The sequence below is a fragment of the Pseudomonas urethralis genome (genome assembly GCF_021602465.1).
In the GTDB taxonomy this organism is placed as follows: Bacteria; Pseudomonadota; Gammaproteobacteria; order Pseudomonadales; family Pseudomonadaceae; genus Aquipseudomonas; species Aquipseudomonas vlassakiae.
This window is the reverse complement of sequence record NZ_BQIJ01000007.1, coordinates 158,478-173,006: the sequence shown is the minus strand read 5'-3', so window position 1 is coordinate 173,006 and position 14,529 is coordinate 158,478. Positions and strand designations below refer to the sequence as shown.

The 14,529-nt window shown below is 63.1% G+C and carries 18 protein-coding genes and 1 tRNA gene; 7 read left to right on the top strand and 12 right to left on the bottom strand.

What is annotated here, in order from left to right:
* The first annotated feature begins 45 nt into the window (after positions 1 to 45).
* Complete coding sequence (locus L6D64_RS13940) at positions 46 to 282, top strand: hypothetical protein (protein WP_054883686.1); 237 nt, start codon at positions 46 to 48, stop codon at positions 280 to 282.
* A 174-nt stretch (positions 283 to 456) separates the two neighbouring features.
* Positions 457 to 789 (top strand): ribonuclease E inhibitor RraB, encoded by a 333-nt coding sequence (locus L6D64_RS13935; RefSeq protein WP_176507324.1) that lies wholly within the window; start codon positions 457 to 459, stop codon positions 787 to 789.
* A 95-nt stretch (positions 790 to 884) separates the two neighbouring features.
* Here L6D64_RS13935 and L6D64_RS13930 read toward each other — a convergent pair whose 3' ends face one another.
* On the bottom strand, positions 885 to 1,685 hold the full coding sequence (locus L6D64_RS13930; protein ID WP_176507323.1) for a c-type cytochrome: 801 nt from the start codon (positions 1,683 to 1,685) through the stop codon (positions 885 to 887).
* Between the two features lie 478 nt (positions 1,686 to 2,163).
* Between L6D64_RS13930 and L6D64_RS13925 the strand changes: the two genes are divergently transcribed.
* Positions 2,164 to 2,898 carry an amidotransferase gene (locus L6D64_RS13925; protein WP_054883689.1) on the top strand — a complete coding sequence of 245 codons (735 nt, stop codon included), beginning with the start codon at positions 2,164 to 2,166 and terminating at the stop codon, positions 2,896 to 2,898.
* A gap of 32 nt (positions 2,899 to 2,930) precedes the next feature.
* Here the strand turns inward: L6D64_RS13925 and L6D64_RS13920 are convergent, their stop codons facing one another.
* The 3 genes from L6D64_RS13920 to L6D64_RS13910 all read right to left on the bottom strand — a co-directional run bounded on the left by L6D64_RS13920 (position 2,931) and on the right by L6D64_RS13910 (position 5,489).
* Entirely contained in the window at positions 2,931 to 3,902 is a 972-nt protein-coding gene (locus L6D64_RS13920; protein WP_054883690.1) for a magnesium and cobalt transport protein CorA, read from the bottom strand.
* Between the two features lie 96 nt (positions 3,903 to 3,998).
* Complete coding sequence (locus L6D64_RS13915) at positions 3,999 to 4,718, bottom strand: lysophospholipid acyltransferase family protein (protein WP_176507322.1); 720 nt, start codon at positions 4,716 to 4,718, stop codon at positions 3,999 to 4,001.
* An 81-nt stretch (positions 4,719 to 4,799) separates the two neighbouring features.
* On the bottom strand, positions 4,800 to 5,489 hold the full coding sequence (locus tag L6D64_RS13910; protein WP_176507321.1) for a crotonase/enoyl-CoA hydratase family protein: 690 nt from the start codon (positions 5,487 to 5,489) through the stop codon (positions 4,800 to 4,802).
* 290 nt (positions 5,490 to 5,779) lie between these two features.
* Here L6D64_RS13910 and L6D64_RS13905 point away from each other — a divergent pair.
* A tRNA-Ser gene (locus tag L6D64_RS13905) sits at positions 5,780 to 5,869 on the top strand.
* A gap of 87 nt (positions 5,870 to 5,956) precedes the next feature.
* On the opposite strand, the gene L6D64_RS13900 is transcribed toward L6D64_RS13905, so the two are convergent.
* From L6D64_RS13900 to L6D64_RS13890, 3 genes are all read right to left on the bottom strand, one after another.
* Positions 5,957 to 6,337 carry a hypothetical protein gene (locus L6D64_RS13900; protein WP_054883694.1) on the bottom strand — a complete coding sequence of 127 codons (381 nt, stop codon included), beginning with the start codon at positions 6,335 to 6,337 and terminating at the stop codon, positions 5,957 to 5,959.
* Positions 6,338 to 6,456: 119 nt separating this feature from the next.
* Positions 6,457 to 7,638 (bottom strand): MFS transporter, encoded by a 1,182-nt coding sequence (locus L6D64_RS13895; RefSeq protein ID WP_176507320.1) that lies wholly within the window; start codon positions 7,636 to 7,638, stop codon positions 6,457 to 6,459.
* A 137-nt stretch (positions 7,639 to 7,775) separates the two neighbouring features.
* The gene (locus tag L6D64_RS13890; protein ID WP_176507319.1) at positions 7,776 to 8,525 is read right to left on the bottom strand and encodes a 3-oxoacyl-ACP reductase family protein; all 750 of its coding nucleotides are present in this window, start codon (positions 8,523 to 8,525) and stop codon (positions 7,776 to 7,778) included.
* 118 nt (positions 8,526 to 8,643) lie between these two features.
* Here L6D64_RS13890 and L6D64_RS13885 point away from each other — a divergent pair, with 118 nt between their 5' ends.
* Entirely contained in the window at positions 8,644 to 9,576 is a 933-nt protein-coding gene (locus L6D64_RS13885; protein WP_176507318.1) for a LysR family transcriptional regulator, read from the top strand.
* Between the two features lie 12 nt (positions 9,577 to 9,588).
* Here the strand turns inward: L6D64_RS13885 and L6D64_RS13880 are convergent, their stop codons facing one another.
* Entirely contained in the window at positions 9,589 to 10,059 is a 471-nt protein-coding gene (locus tag L6D64_RS13880) for a GreA/GreB family elongation factor (RefSeq protein WP_176507317.1), read from the bottom strand.
* A 2-nt stretch (positions 10,060 to 10,061) separates the two neighbouring features.
* On the bottom strand, positions 10,062 to 10,448 hold the full coding sequence (locus L6D64_RS13875) for a hypothetical protein (protein ID WP_176507316.1): 387 nt from the start codon (positions 10,446 to 10,448) through the stop codon (positions 10,062 to 10,064).
* Between the two features lie 129 nt (positions 10,449 to 10,577).
* Here L6D64_RS13875 and earP point away from each other — a divergent pair, with 129 nt between their 5' ends.
* Positions 10,578 to 11,711 carry an elongation factor P maturation arginine rhamnosyltransferase EarP gene (gene earP / locus L6D64_RS13870; RefSeq protein ID WP_176507315.1) on the top strand — a complete coding sequence of 378 codons (1,134 nt, stop codon included), beginning with the start codon at positions 10,578 to 10,580 and terminating at the stop codon, positions 11,709 to 11,711.
* A gap of 48 nt (positions 11,712 to 11,759) precedes the next feature.
* Positions 11,760 to 12,329, top strand: coding sequence for an elongation factor P (efp, locus tag L6D64_RS13865; protein ID WP_054883702.1), 570 nt, complete (start codon positions 11,760 to 11,762; stop codon positions 12,327 to 12,329).
* 56 nt (positions 12,330 to 12,385) lie between these two features.
* On the opposite strand, the gene L6D64_RS13860 is transcribed toward efp, so the two are convergent.
* The 3 genes from L6D64_RS13860 to L6D64_RS13850 all read right to left on the bottom strand — a co-directional run bounded on the left by L6D64_RS13860 (position 12,386) and on the right by L6D64_RS13850 (position 14,423).
* Positions 12,386 to 12,814 carry an organic hydroperoxide resistance protein gene (locus tag L6D64_RS13860; protein ID WP_176507314.1) on the bottom strand — a complete coding sequence of 143 codons (429 nt, stop codon included), beginning with the start codon at positions 12,812 to 12,814 and terminating at the stop codon, positions 12,386 to 12,388.
* A 141-nt stretch (positions 12,815 to 12,955) separates the two neighbouring features.
* Positions 12,956 to 13,411, bottom strand: a complete 456-nt coding sequence (locus L6D64_RS13855) for a MarR family winged helix-turn-helix transcriptional regulator (protein ID WP_054883704.1) — start codon at positions 13,409 to 13,411, stop codon at positions 12,956 to 12,958.
* Between the two features lie 55 nt (positions 13,412 to 13,466).
* The gene (locus L6D64_RS13850) at positions 13,467 to 14,423 is read right to left on the bottom strand and encodes a LysR family transcriptional regulator (protein WP_054883705.1); all 957 of its coding nucleotides are present in this window, start codon (positions 14,421 to 14,423) and stop codon (positions 13,467 to 13,469) included.
* Between the last annotated feature and the right edge of the window lie 106 nt (positions 14,424 to 14,529).

The following is a 14,529-nucleotide window of genomic DNA, read 5'->3' as shown; positions in this document are numbered from 1 at the left end:
ACAGGCGTCACTAACCGGGTGTTCTTTGATTGAGAGGGCTAGTCAATGAAAGAGTGGGAAGTCATCTTTGCCGATCAGAAAGGCGAGCCAACCACCTTGCTGCTGCACGGTGAACAGTGCCCCAGCGAAGAGGAGGCGGCCCGCGCCATCCGTTCGCATCTGTTTCCGGTCATGGATGAGCTGGACCTCAACGACTTCCAGGACCGCGCCCCATCCCCCACTGCACGCTGGCTCAAGGAGCAGACCGGCGTGATCATCACCAGCATCCACGAAGCGCCCTGAATCACCGGTTGGCGTGGTGCCGGTGCAGGCACTACGCTGGTGGAAGGTGCCGGCCTTTTCTGCGGGCCTGTACCCCTTCAATTCGCGTCTTGCATCAGCTCGATCTGTCGGCAGTGCCGGCAGGTGCGTAGTGCACGGAAAGTCTATCCATCGCATTATTCGGGAGGACGATTCATGAGCAGCCTGAACGACGATATCAGCAGCAATGTCCTGCGCCAGATGAAAGCTGGCGGTTTCGACTTTACCCGCATCCACCCCATCGAGTTCTACGCGGTATTTCCAGATGAAGCCGGCGCGCGGCGGGCAGCCGGGCAGTTTCGTGGCGAATCGTTGAATGCTCAGGTGCGTGAACTGGACGATGGCGCGTGGCACCTGGAACTGAGCAAGGTCATGTATGCCACCTATGGTGGGATTGGTGATTTCGAAGAGGCCTTCGAGCAGGTCGTTTCACCCTGTGGCGGCGAAGTGGAGGGGTGGGGCGTCAAGCAGGAAAGGCTGATTGCCTGAAGGCATGTGTCACCTTCTTCGCGGGTACATCACAAGGCCCGAGGTAGTGATCTCCCTGTAGGAGCGGTTTTACCCGCGAAGAAGGTTACCCAATTTCAAGGCCTGCGCCCGGCCATATGTGTCAGATAAGCCAGCAGCGCATCCAGCTCCTGTTCACTCAGCACGCTATCGGCGAATCCGGGCATCCGCCCCTGCGGCCATCGCCGCAAGCTCTGCGGGTCACGAATGTAGCTGCGCAGATACTCAGGCCGGAAATACTCGGTCGGGTTGTGCGGCACATTCAGGTCCGGCCCGAACTGGGCATCCCCCGCACCATTGAGCCGATGGCAGGCCAGGCAGTTCTGCTGGAACAGGGCGAAGCCCTGGCGTACCGGGTCATTGGCTGCCAGCCTGGGGTCGGGCAGCAGTGCCGGGTAACGTTGTTCGACCGGCGCCAGGCGGCGGATCGTTGCGACCTGGAACGGCCATTGTTCGGGGCGAATGCCGCTGGCCTGCGGGTTGGTCCACACCAGGTAGAACGGCCCGGCGCTCGGCTTGCCGTCACCCAGCGCAGGCCACGGTTTTGCAGGGTCCTCGACGGCCAGCCAGGCGCGTGCCGGCGCCTGCTGCAGTAGCGGCCCGGCTGGCATTTCCGCGGCAAAGCCGTCCAGCGCCACCGCCTGCAGATGGTCGTCGGCCTTGACCCCTTGCAGCAGTGCCGCCAGTGGCACGGCGCGAAAATGCATGGGCCGCTTGTACGAAACGTCCTGATCGATGTCGATATCGCGGGCCTGAGGGTGCTTCAACAGCGCTTCGCTGGACCATTGCCGGGCATTGTCACCCAGCTCCAGGTGCAACTGCGCCGCCGACAGCGGCAGGCTCACCAACAGGGCTACCAGGGCCAGGCAATGACGCATGGGCAATCTCCGATCAGAAAACCGCAAGATTAACCCAAGCGAAGCATTGACGCTGTCAGCCGAACAACCGCGTGAGGTTGGGAAGAATCAGCAGCAAAGTCGTGGCGAAGAGAATGAGCCCGGCTTGGCGAAGTTTCGATTGTCTGAACATGGCGGACCGCCTTCTTGTTGTTATTCCTGAATACCCGGTGGCTTCCTTGTCGGGTCTGCTTGCCTCATGTATGTGGATATAAACCACCCACAGGGCGAGCGTCATGCATTGTCGAGAACGCTTTGTTCTAAAGGGGTAAAATACGATGCCGTTTGGCTATGAGGCCTTTAGCCATCGCGCTGGTAAGCTCTGCCTAGACAGCCGCAGATCCCCCCTTGGATATTCGACAAAATGTGACCGTTCGTCAGTGCAGCCTACTTGCTTGTACGTGGCTTTCGCGTCAGTCTCTACAGCAGATTCCCACCCATGTCGTTCAGGACTATCCCTATGTCGTTACGCATCTGCATCCTTGAAACCGATGTCCTGCGACCGGAGTTGACCGCGCAGTACCAGGGCTACGGAAGGATGTTCGAGCAGCTCTTCTCGCGTCAGCCGATCGCAGCCGAGTTTCGTGTGTACAACGTGATGAACGGCGTGTACCCGCCCGACGGCGAACGCTTCGATGCGTACCTGGTGACCGGCAGCAAGGCCGACTCGTTCGGCAGCGACCCCTGGATCCAGACGCTCAAGGCCTACCTGCTCAAGCTCTACGAGCGTGGCGAGAAGCTGCTGGGTGTGTGCTTCGGCCATCAACTGCTGGCATTGACCCTGGGTGGCAAGGCCGAGCGCGCCGACCAGGGCTGGGGCGTGGGCGTGCACCGCTACTCGCTGGCGGCGCATGCACCGTGGATGGACCCGGAGGTTTCCGAGCTGACCTTGCTGATCAGCCACCAGGACCAGGTCACCGAGTTGCCGGAAGGCGCCACGGTAATCGCCTCCAGCGACTTCTGCCCGAATGCGGCGTATCACATCCGCGACCAGGTGCTTTGTTTCCAGGGCCACCCGGAGTTCGTCCACGACTATTCGCGGGCGCTGCTCGATGCGCGTCAGGAATACCTCGGGGACGAGGTGTACCAAAAGGCGATTGCCAGCCTGGCCACTGAGCACCAGGGCGACCTGGTGGGCGAATGGATGCTGCGCTTCATCCAGCAGCCGGCCAAGGCCAGCGACAGCGCCGCCTGATTCGACCCGGGCCGCACAGCGGCCCCGGCACGCTAAAGCCAGCCGGCTTTCTTGAAGCTGGCAAACAACCCCGTACACCCCAGCGCGATCACACCCAGTACTGCGAAGTAGCCATAGTGCCACCCCAACTCTGGCATGTTCTGGAAGTTCATCCCGTAGATCCCGGCAATCGCCGTGGGGAAGGCCAGGATCGCCGCCCACGCGGCGAACTTGCGCTGCACGATGCTCTGCCGTGACGATTCCAGCAGCATGCCGATTTCGATGGTCTGGCTGGCGATGTCGCGAATCCCGGCCAGGTCCTCCATCTGCCGCGTCACGTGGATCTGCACGTCACGAAAGTACGGGCGCATGTTCTTGTCGATGAACGGGAAGCTCAGGCGCTGCAGTTCCTCGCTGATTTCCACCATCGGCGCCACATAACGGCGCAGGCGCAGGATGTCGCGGCGCAGGCCGTGCAGGCGCTGGATATCCTCCTCCTGCAGCGTGGTGCTCAGCACGCTCTGTTCCAGCTCCTCGATCTCGCCATGAATGGCCTCGCTGACCGGCTGGTAGTTCTCGGTGACGAAGTCGAGCAGGGCATACAGCACGAAGTCTTCGCCATGTTCGAGCAGCAGCGGGCGCGCCTCGCAGCGCTGGCGCACCAGCGCGTAGGATTTCGAGTGGCCATTGCGGCAGGTGATGATGTAGCCGTTGCCAGCGAAGATGTGGGTCTCGATGAACTCCAGCTTGCCCTGATGGCGGACTGGCGAATAGGTGACGATGAACAGCGCGTCACCGAACGTTTCCAGCTTGGGCCGGCTGTGTTTTTCCAGCGCGTCCTCGATGGCCAGTTCGTGGAGGTTGAACTGGCACTGCAAGTTGGCCAGTTCCTCGGCGTTGGGCTCTTCCAGGCCGATCCACACGAAGTGCCCCGGCTTGCGCGCCCACTCGCTGCCTTCGTCGATATTGATGTTGGTGACCTTTCTGCCAGCGGCATACACCGCCGATGCCACGACTCGACCCATGGTTATCCACTTGTTCGGTTGTACACGGGTTACAGCTTGGGCTGTAGTTGGCTGCAGAGCAACTGGCGGCGCAAGCTTGCTCGCGATCAAAGCAACCTAGGCCTTTGCCAGTTCGTTTTCCATGTTGTCGATGCACAGCTGCATCTGTGTGCGGCACTGTTCGATCAGTGCGGGCAGGTCCTGCTGGCTGAGGCCGCGGGTGGCGATCGGCGGCAACGAGCGCACGATCACGGTCCGCCGCCGCCAGCTGTTCAGGCTCAGGCGCCGGGCATAGCGGCTGACGCACACCGGGACGATCGGCACGCCGGCCTCCACGGCCATGTGAAAGGCGCCTTTCTTGAACGCCAGCAATTGTTCGTCGGGGTTGCGCGTGCCTTCCGGGAAGATCCAGATCGAAGTGTCATCCTGCAGGATACGCGTGGTGGTCTGCATGGCCTTGCGCGCCTGGTAGGCGTTTTTACGGTCGACCAGCACATTGCCACCGAGCCAGAACAGCTGGCCGAACAGCGGGATCCAGCCGAGGCTCTTCTTGCCAATGGCAACGGTGCGTTGCGGTACCACATGGCCGAGGATGAACAGGTCGAAGTTGGACTGGTGATTGGCGACGATCACGCAGCCGGGCGGCTGGTCCCACAGCGGGCCGACTTCGGCCTTGACCTTGATGCGCATCAGCCAGGTGGCTGGCACGCTGTAGAGGCGCGCGAAGACACGGCTGTTATCGCGGTTGAAGGGGCGCAGCAGGCCGATCAGCAGGCCGATGACGCCCACCAGCAGAAAATGCAGCCCCAGCAGGAACATGCGAAGCGAGTAAAGCATGGTACGACTCACACCAGACAGTCGCGAGGCAGTGTACGGCTGTGCACTGGCCGCGGCAAACCCTGGTGTGAGCCGGTGCACTCAGCCCATGTGGCCCTGGTCGAGCAGGATCGCTTCGTCGAGGCTATCCAGCAGCGCCTTGCGCACCTTCAGCTTGGTGTTCTTGTGCGCCAGCATGTTCAGCTTCTTCAGCTCGCGGGCCACGCCCTGGGCGACCTCAAGCAGCTGCTCGGCTGGCACGACCTTGTCGAGGAAGCCGGCATCCAGGGCATCCTTGGGCTCGAACATTTCGGCATTGATCACCGAGCGGTGGAAGGCCGAGCGACGCAGGCGGTCGCGGGCCAGTTCGATGCCGGCGTGGTGCATGGTCATGCCGATCTGCACTTCGTTCAGGCCGATCTTGTACGGCCCTTCGACGCCGATGCGGTAGTCGGCCGACAGCAGCAGGAAAGCGCCCTTGGCCACGGCATGGCCGGGGCAGGCGACGATCACCGGGAACGGGTGCGACAGCAGGCGGCGGGCCAGGGTGGAACCGGCGGTGACCAGGGCGACGGCTTCTTTCGGGCCGGAGGTCATCACCTTGAGGTCGTAGCCACCCGAGAGGATGCCTGGCTGGCCGGTGATGATCACCACGGCGCGTTCCTGCGTGGCGCGGTCGAGGGCGGCATTGAAGGCCGCGATGACATCCGGCGAGATGGCGTTGACCTTGCCGTTGTTCAGGGTCAGGGTGGCGATGCCGTCTTCGGCGTGGTAGGTAATCAGCTCGCTCATGGCGCTATCCTTAGGGTGACGTGGCGAAGACGTTACCCAGCACCGCGAGCCAGGTAAAGCAGCAAGGCTGACCGGCCAGTCAGCGTCGGGCTGCAATGCCTTGTGCGGCGAGGGTGCAGCGTTTGTGACGAGTAAAAGCGCTGGCCAGATTGGCCGCTTTGCCCTGACAACCCCGGCTTTTCAGTGGGTTGGCTTAAATGCATGAAAAATTTGAAAAAAATGCTTGCCAAAGAAAAGCTCTTCTACTAAATTAGCGCGCCTCGACGGGGTGAAAGCCTTGAAGAGAAAACGGTGAAGTGTCCGAGTGGTCGAAGGAGCACGCCTGGAAAGTGTGTATACGAGAAATCGTATCAAGGGTTCAAATCCCTTCTTCACCGCCACATTCTGCAAAAGCCCCCGAGCTGAAAAGCTCGGGGGCTTTTGCATTTTGAGGCCGCGTAGCAACCGGGCCCGGGCCTCGCCGGGGCTCAATCGGCAGGTGGCGGGCGGCGATGCTGGCGCCAGGTGTCGTCGATCTTCGACCAGGTCTTGCCGTCGGTGATGGCCATCAGTTTGCGCCCATCCTTGAAGGTGGCCAGGAAGGTGGCTTCTTCCTCTTTGCCGCCCAGCCAGAGCCCGGCCAGCAACCCCACCGGGCCGGCCACCAGCGCCCCGGCCACGCCCCAGCCGAGGGCGGTGCCCAGGCTGCGGCTGGACTCCAGGCTGGCCAGGCGCAGGTCAGCGATGCGGGCCAGTGAGATGCGCTCCCCGGGTGAAGGGCTGCGCGGGGTCTTGAGTGTGAGCGATCCATTGCGAAACTCGCCTTCACCTTGCAAGAAATCGCCGGATTGCACCGTGAGTCTTGTCATTGAGTCGTCCTGTCAGTGAAAGGTCTGTGACCAGCGCTTACTGAGCGCCGCCGGGGCAGGCAAGTCAACGGCCAGGCGACGGAGGGTAATGCGGCGGGTCGTCACATCCGCTGATGGCCTCAAGCCAGTTGCGCGGCGGCCTTGCGCTGCGAAACGCCCCAGACCACCAAGGCCAGCGTGCCGATCACCAGGCCTGCCACCACGATGCCCATCCACCCTTGGCGCTGGAACAGTTGCGTGCCCAGCAACGAGCCTAGCGCACCGCCGATGAAGTAACAGGTGATGTACCCGGCATTCAGCCGCGTGCGTGCTTCGGGGCGCAAGGCGATCACGGCATTCTGGTTGCTCACGTGTACCAGCTGCACGGCCAGGTCTAGGGCCAGTACGCCGACCAGCAACGCCAGCAGCGAGGTTTCGGCAAAACCCAGCGGGACCCACGACAGCAGCAGCGCCGCCAGGCCAACAGTGGTGCCCAGCGAGCCCTTGCCACGGTCGGCCAGGCGCCCGGCCCAGTTGGCCGCCAGTGCCCCCGCGGCGCCGGCCAGGCCGAACAGCCCGATGGCCGCGTCGGAGTAGTGATAGGGCTCGCGTGCCAGCAGGAACGCCAGCGGTGTCCAGAACAGCGCGAACAGGCTGAACGCCAGCAGGCCGAGCAGCGAGCGCAGGCGCAGCACCGGCTCTTCGATGAACAGGCGGAACACCGAGCCGATCAGCGCCGGGTATTTCAAGCCGGCATGGCTATTGTGTTCGGGCAGGTTGCGGTACAGCGCCAGCGCGGTGAGTGCCATCAGCACGGCGGCCAGCACATAGATGCTGCGCCAGCCGCCCAGCTCGGCCATGAAACCGGCGGCTGTGCGCGCCAGCAGGATGCCGAGCAGCAACCCACTCATCAAGGTGCCCACTGCGCGGCCGCGCTGATGCGGCTCGCTCAGGGTAGCCGCCATGGGCACGAGGATCTGCGCCACCACCGAGAACAGACCGGTGAGCGCGGTACCGAGCAGCAACCAGGGCAAGCTTGGGGCGCAGGCGCTGATGACCAGGCCCAAGGTGGAGATAGCGGTCATCACCACGATCAGCCGGCGCTGCTCGAACAGGTCACCCAGCGGTGCCAGCAGTAGCAGGCCGGCACCGTAGCTCAGTTGCGCGGCGATGACGATGCTGCCGGCGCTGGCGGTACTCAGGCCGAACTGTTGGGCGATGCTGTGCAGCAGCGGTTGGGCGTAATAATTGCTGGCCACGGCCAGGCCGGTGGCGGTGGCCATCAGCAGGATCAGCGCGCGGCTCAAGGAGGGGGATTTCATGGGGTTCTCGTTGGGGGCTGAGGGTGTTCGTCGATAAATTTGTTGCGCCTGTGAGATCGAGCGCCGCCCGTGCGGCGCTCGATCTGCGTACCAGCATACAACTTAAGGCATGCGCATCGCCGCCCTGACACTCTCCCTCAAGCCGCAAACCCACCATCGGCCAGCAAGCTGGCCCCGGTGATGTAACCCGCCTCAGGCCCGGCAAGGTACGCCACGAAGCTGGCAATCTCGTCTGCCTGCCCATACCGCCCGATCGCCATCAGCGGAATCAGGCTTTCGGCGAACTCGCCACTGGCCGGGTTCATGTCGGTGTCCACCGGCCCTGGCTGCACGTTGTTCACGGTAATCCCCTGCGGCCCGAGGTCGCGGGCCATGCCCTTGGTCAGGCCGACCAGCGCCGACTTGCTCATGGCATACGGGGCGCCTCCGGCGAACGGCATGCGTTCGGCGTTGGTGCTGCCGATGTTGATGATGCGCCCGCCCTGGCCCATGTAGCGGGCTGCGGCCTGGCTGGCGACGAACACGCTGCGCACGTTGACTGCGAGGGTGCGGTCGAAGTCCGCCAGGTCGAACTCGGCCAGCGGCGCAACCGCCAGCACGCCGGCATTGTTGACCAGGATGTCGAGGCGGCCGAAAGCCTTCACCGCGTCGTCGATCGCCAGTTGCAGGGCAGAGGCGTCGGCGCTGTCGGCGCGCAAGGCCAAAGCCTCGCCGCCAGCAGCCTTGACCTCTTCGGCCAGCGCTTCGGCCGGGCCGGCAGAACTGACGTAGGTGAAGGCCACCTGTGCACCTTCTCGGGCCAGGCGTCGCACAATGGCTGCGCCGATACCGCGCGAGCCGCCTTGGACGAAGGCGACTTTGCCTTCGAGGGTAAGTTGCTTGGACATGCTGATCTCCTGCTGGAAGCAAGGCCGAATGCCTTGGATGGACGCAGTATCGACCGCTGATTACCTGCTGATAAGATGGCAATCACTATTAGCAGAGTAAACCTTTGGTTGGTAATCAATGGCCATGGAATCCTTCAACGCCCTCGAGTGCTTCATCCGAAGTGCCGAGGTGGGCAGTTTCGCCGAGGCAGCCCGGCGCCTGAGCATCACCCCGGCGGCGGTGGGCAAGCACGTTGCCCAGTTGGAGGCGCGCCTCGGGGTGCGGCTGTTCCAGCGTAGTACGCGCAAGCTGACCCTGACCGAAGCCGGGCAGCGATTTCTCGGCGAGGTGAGCGAGAGCTTTCGCACCATCCAGTACGCCGTGGCCAACCTGGCCAGCGCCGAGGGCCAGCCGGCCGGGCTGCTGCGGGTGAGCATGGGCACCGTGTTCGGCCGCTTGTACGTGCTGCCGCTGCTCGGCGAGTTTCTGCAGCGTTATCCGGCGATCACCCCCGACTGGCATTTTGACAACCGCCAGGTCGACCTGATCGGCCAGGGCTTCGATGCCGCCATAGGCGGTGGTTTCGAGCTGCCGCTGGGCGTGGTGGCACGCAAGCTGACCCCGGCCCATCGGGTGCTGGTGGCGGCGCCCGGCTACCTGCACCGGCACGCTGCTATCGAAGACCCGCAGGTATTGCAGCGTCACGACGGAATTCTGATCCGTTCCCCACAGACCGGGCGGGTACGTTCCTGGCCCTTGACCAGTCGATGGCAGGAACAACAGCCGTTGCTGTTGCGCCAGGCGATGACCATGAGCGATTCGGACGCGGCGTGTGCGGTGGCGCAGCAAGGGTTGGGCATCGCCCTGGTCAGCTTGCCGTTCGCCGTGCCGTACCTGGAGGCCGGGCAACTAAAGCGGGTGTTGCCGGACTGGTATGTGGATGACGGGCATATCAGCCTGTATTACGCGGAGCACAAGCTGTTGCCGGGCAAGACCCGGGCGTTCATCGACTTTGTGGTGGAGCAGTTTGCCGAGCGGGGGTTGGCGAGGCGGTTTGATGCTTTGGTCTAGAGTGGTGCCGCCTCAGGCGACATCGATGATGTAGAAAAGCTGATCCCCAAGCCTCACCTCATCCTCGACCTTCTTGCCCACCAGCTGCTGCCCGAGGGGCGAACGGGGCGTGATCACGGTCACCCACTCATCGCCTTCGCCAATCTTCAATCCTGCCGCTTCAGGCCCAAGGAACAGCACACGCTGCCCGCCGTCCTCATCCTCCAGGGTCACCAGATTGCTCACCTGCACCCCTTGCGCCGGGTCATACTCGCGCAACAGCAACTGCTGATAAGTCAGCAGCGCCTGGCGAATCTCGGCCGTGCGCCGCGCCTGCCCGGTGGCCAGGTACGACGCCTCAAGCCCCAGGGTGTCGTACTTGTTCTCGGCGATGTTCTCTTCGGCGGTGGCCGCTTCGTAGGCGGTCTGAGCCGCGCGGCGCAATACCTCCATGTCGGTTTCCAGGGCTGCGACGATGCGCGTGAGCAGGGTGGCCTTGTCCATGGTCAGTAACAGAACTCCAACACGTTGGCCTGGCTCTTTTCGGTCGGCGCGGTACGGTTCTGCGCAAGCCAGAACTGGCACTTGGGGCTGTTGAGGTTGCGTGGGTTGCCTTGGGCAGCCTCAGCGGCCTGCTGCATTTCCTGCTGGTGCAGGATGTCCTTGTAGCGCTCGAACATCTCGCTCTGCGCGTCCACCGGCTGTGCCGGTGCAGGCTTGCTGTAGGCCGGCGCCACCGCCTGGGCCACGGGGGCCACCTGTTCGGGCCACAGCTGCAGCGCCAGCCACAGGCTCAGGCCAATCGCCACGGCGCCGAGCCACAGGCCCAAGGCCACGCAGAAAATCAGTTGCAGCGGTTTGAGGGTGATCTTCAATTCACGTTGGCGGGGCATGGCAGCTTCCTGGCAGAGCGGGCGAAGGGGGCATTGTCGCATGCTGCTGGAGAATTTTTGTGCGGCGCTTTTGTCGACGACAAATTATCCGCAGAATTCGCCCTTTTCGCGCAAGGCAAGGCAGGGCATATGAAAACCACCTGGGACATTTTCTGCAGTGTCGTCGACAACTATGGCGATATTGGCGTGACCTGGCGCCTGGCCCGGCAGATGGTGGCCGAGCACGACCTGGCGGTGCGCCTGTGGGTGGACGACCTGAATGCCTTCGTGCCGCTGTGCCCGGGCGCCGATGCCGGTGCCGCGCAGCAATGGCAGCAGGGGGTCGAGGTGCGTGCCTGGCCTGCCGACTGGCAGCCCGCAGAGCCGGCCGACGTGGTGATCGGTGCCTTTGCCTGCCAGTTGCCGGCGGCCTACATCGAGGCGATGCGTGCTCGCCCGGCACCGGTGCTGTGGCTGAACCTTGAATACCTCAGTGCCGAGGACTGGGTCGAAGGCTGCCATGGCTTGCCATCGCCCCAGCCCAATGGCCTGCGCAAGGTGTTCTTCTTTCCGGGCTTCACCGACAAGACCGGTGGGCTGTTGCGCGAGGCTAGCCTGCTGCCGCGCCGGCAAGCCTTTGAGCAGTCGGCCGAGGCGCGTGCGGCGTTTCTCCAGAGCCTGGGCGTGCAGGCGCAGCCTGGCGCGCTGCTGGTGTCGCTGTTCGCCTACGAAAACGGGCAGCTGGGGCGCTGGCTCGATGCGCTGGCCGAGGATGCCCAGCCGGTTCACCTGCTGGTCCCGCAAGGGCGCATCCTCGGCGACCTGGGGGCCTGGCTGGGTGAGCAGCAACTGCAAGCTGGCGCTGTGCACCAGCGCGGCACCTTGACCGTGCAAATCCTGCCGTTCGTCAGTCAGGATGACTATGACCATCTGCTGTGGAGCTGCGATTTCAACGCGGTGCGCGGGGAAGATTCGTTCGTCCGCGCCCAGTGGGCCGGCCGGCCGATGCTGTGGCACATCTATGTGCAGGAGGAAAATGCCCACTGGGAAAAGCTCGAAGCCTTCCTCAGCCATTATCGACAGGGCTTGTCGGACGCCGCCAGCGAGGCGCTGATGGCCTTTTGGCGTGCCTGGAACATGAACCGCGACATGCACGCGGCCTGGCAAGGGGCCCGCAAACACTGGGCGGAACTGCAGCAGCACGCCCGTGATTGGGCCACTTGCCAGGCCGCTCGGCCGGACCTTGCCAAGGCGCTGGTACAGTTTTACCGAAATTGGCTATGATATGCGGCCTCGATTTTTATAAATCCATCCAGATTCGGATACTTCGTAATGAAAACTGGTAAAGAACTGAAACCCGGTACCGTACTGCGGATCGACAACGACCCGTGGCTGGTTCAGAAAGCCGAGTTCACCAAGTCGGGTCGCAACAGCGCGATCATGAAGACCAAGCTGAAGAACCTGCTGACCGGCTACAAGACTGAAACCGTCTACGGTGCAGACGACAAGCTGGACGACGTGATCCTGGATCGCAAAGAAGCGACCCTGTCGTTCATCAACGGTGACGAATACACCTTCATGGACACCACCGACTACACCATGTACGAGCTGAACGCCGAGGACATCGAAGCCGTTCTGCCGTACATCGAAGAAGGCATGGAAGACGTCTGCGAAGCCGTGTTCTTCGAAGGCCGCCTGGTATCGGTTGAACTGCCGACCACCATCAGCCGTCAGGTCGAGTACACCGAGAACGCTGCTCGCGGCGATACCTCGGGCAAGGTCATGAAGCCTGCCAAGCTGAAGAACGGTACCGAGATCTCGGTAGCCGACTTCATCGAGATCGGTGAGTTCATCGATATCGATACTCGCGACAACAGCTTCAAAGGCCGCTCCAAGAAGTAATCCTTCTTGCGAAACGCAAAAACCCGGCCTTGGCCGGGTTTTTTTGTGCCTGTGATTTACACGGTCACGTGCAGGCGCACGTCCACATTGCCGCGGGTGGCGTTGGAGTAAGGGCAGACCTTATGAGCCTTTTCCACCAGCGCTTCGGCGTCAGCCTGGGCCAGGCCTGGCAGGTTGATGTTCAGGTCGATGTCCAGGCCGAAACCACCGGGGATCTGGCCGATGCCGACCTTGGCGGTGATCGAGGCATCCGCGGGCAGGGCTTTCTTCTCCTGGCCGGCAACGAACTTCAGTGCGCCGATGAAGCAGGCCGAGTAGCCGGCGGCGAACATCTGTTCAGGGTTGGTGCCGTCACCACCGGCGCCGCCGAGCTCCTTGGGGGTGCTCAGCCTGACTTCCAGCTTGCCGTCGCTGGAGCGGGATTTGCCGTCGCGACCGCCGGTGGAAGTGGCTTCTGCGATGTACAGCGGAGTGACCTTTTGCATCTTGAGCCTCGCTAGTGTGCTGTGCGCCCCTGGTGATCAGGTGGCGTCGTGTGAGTACGGGATTTAAATTAGCGCGCAATTAGTTAGTGCGCAAGATAAATATTCACCGTTCATCGGAACGAGCAACACACAGCGTAGCCGTCAGAGGTTTTTTTGCAGGCTGTCGCGCAGCTCCAGCAGGTCAGTCTGCAGCTGTTGCAGGCGTTCGAGGCTGCGGCCGCTCGCCTTCAGAATGCATTGAGGCACTTCCCGAGCCTGCTGCTGCAGGGCGCGGCCCTTGTCGGTCAGCTGCACCAGCACCACACGCTCATCTTCGCGGCTGCGGTTGCGCTGCAGCAGGCCTTCGCTTTCCAGGCGCTTGAGCAGGGGCGTGAGCGAACCGGGGTCGGTCAGCAGGTGCTGGCTGATTTCGCCTACGGTAAGACCGTCCTGCTCCCACAGCACGAGCATGGCCAGATACTGCGGGTAGGTCAGGCCCAGTGCTTGCAGCAGAGGCTTGTAGACCTTGGTCATCAGCAACGAGGTGGAGTGCAGAGCAAAGCAGACCTGGTTGTCCAGCAGCAGCTCGTCACAAGAGGCTTGAGTGTTGGCGTTCATGCAGGTCCTTGAATGTCATCAATGGAGAAATCTAGCACGCTGAAGGTTGGGGCGCTTACTGCCAGCGCAGTTCACTGCGCAGCGCCAGGTCCCAGGGTGGAACCGGGCTGAAGCGGCTCTTGAGAAATTCGAGCAGCAAACGGCTGCGAGAGTTCGTTTCATGTTCAAGGCGCAGTGCATAAATGCCGCTGGTTTCGGCTTCGGGCAGGCCGCTGTCGCAGAACAGCGGCAGCAGTTCGCCGCGCAGCAGGTAGTCGCTGATCAGCCAGGTAGGCAGGTGGGCGATGCCGAGGCCGGCGAGGGCGCCGAACAGCAGGGTCTCGGCGTTGTTGGCAGCCATGCGCATGCGCGCCGGGCGGTACAGGCGCATCTGCCCGTCGACTGCGAAGCGCCAGGCGAACGGTGGTGCCAGGCCGTCCCAGTCGAGGCCGTCGTGGCCGGGCAGCTCGCTGGGGCAGCTGGGCATGCCGCGGCTGGCCAGGTAGGCCGGGCTGGCGCAAGCGATGCGTACCATATGCGCCAGCTTGGTGGCCACCAGCCGGGTATCGGCCAAGGGGCCGGCGCGCAGCACCAGGTCGACCTCGCCCAGGTGGCTGCCATGCAGGTCGACGAAACTGTCGATCAGGCGCAATTGCACGTCCAGGCCCGGATAGGCCACCAGGAAATCGGCGATTGCCGGCGCCAGGTGACGGCGGCCGAAGGCGGCCGGGGCATCGATGCGGATCAAGCCTTCCGGGGCACTGCTCAGCGATACGGCTTCGGCGCGGGCCAGGCGCAGCTCTTCGAGAATGCGCCGGGCGCGTTCGGCAAAGGCATTGCCCGCCGGGGTGGCGCGTACGGCATGGGTGCTGCGCGTGAACAGGCGGCTACCGACGGCGCTCTCCAGGTTGTCGATGCGCCTAGCCACGGCGGACGGGGTCAGTGGATGGCGGCGAGCGGCGGCAGAGAAGCTTCCGCTCTCCAGCACATCAAGAAACAGGCTCAACTGGTCAGTCAGGGTGTCGGGGTTCATGATCATTCGCTTTTGCAAGAAACGCATAGCCATTGTGCGTTGCTGTGCGTTTCCCCGCCAGAGCGCAATCGTTAGCATGCCCGCATTACCAACGCAGGCGGATGAG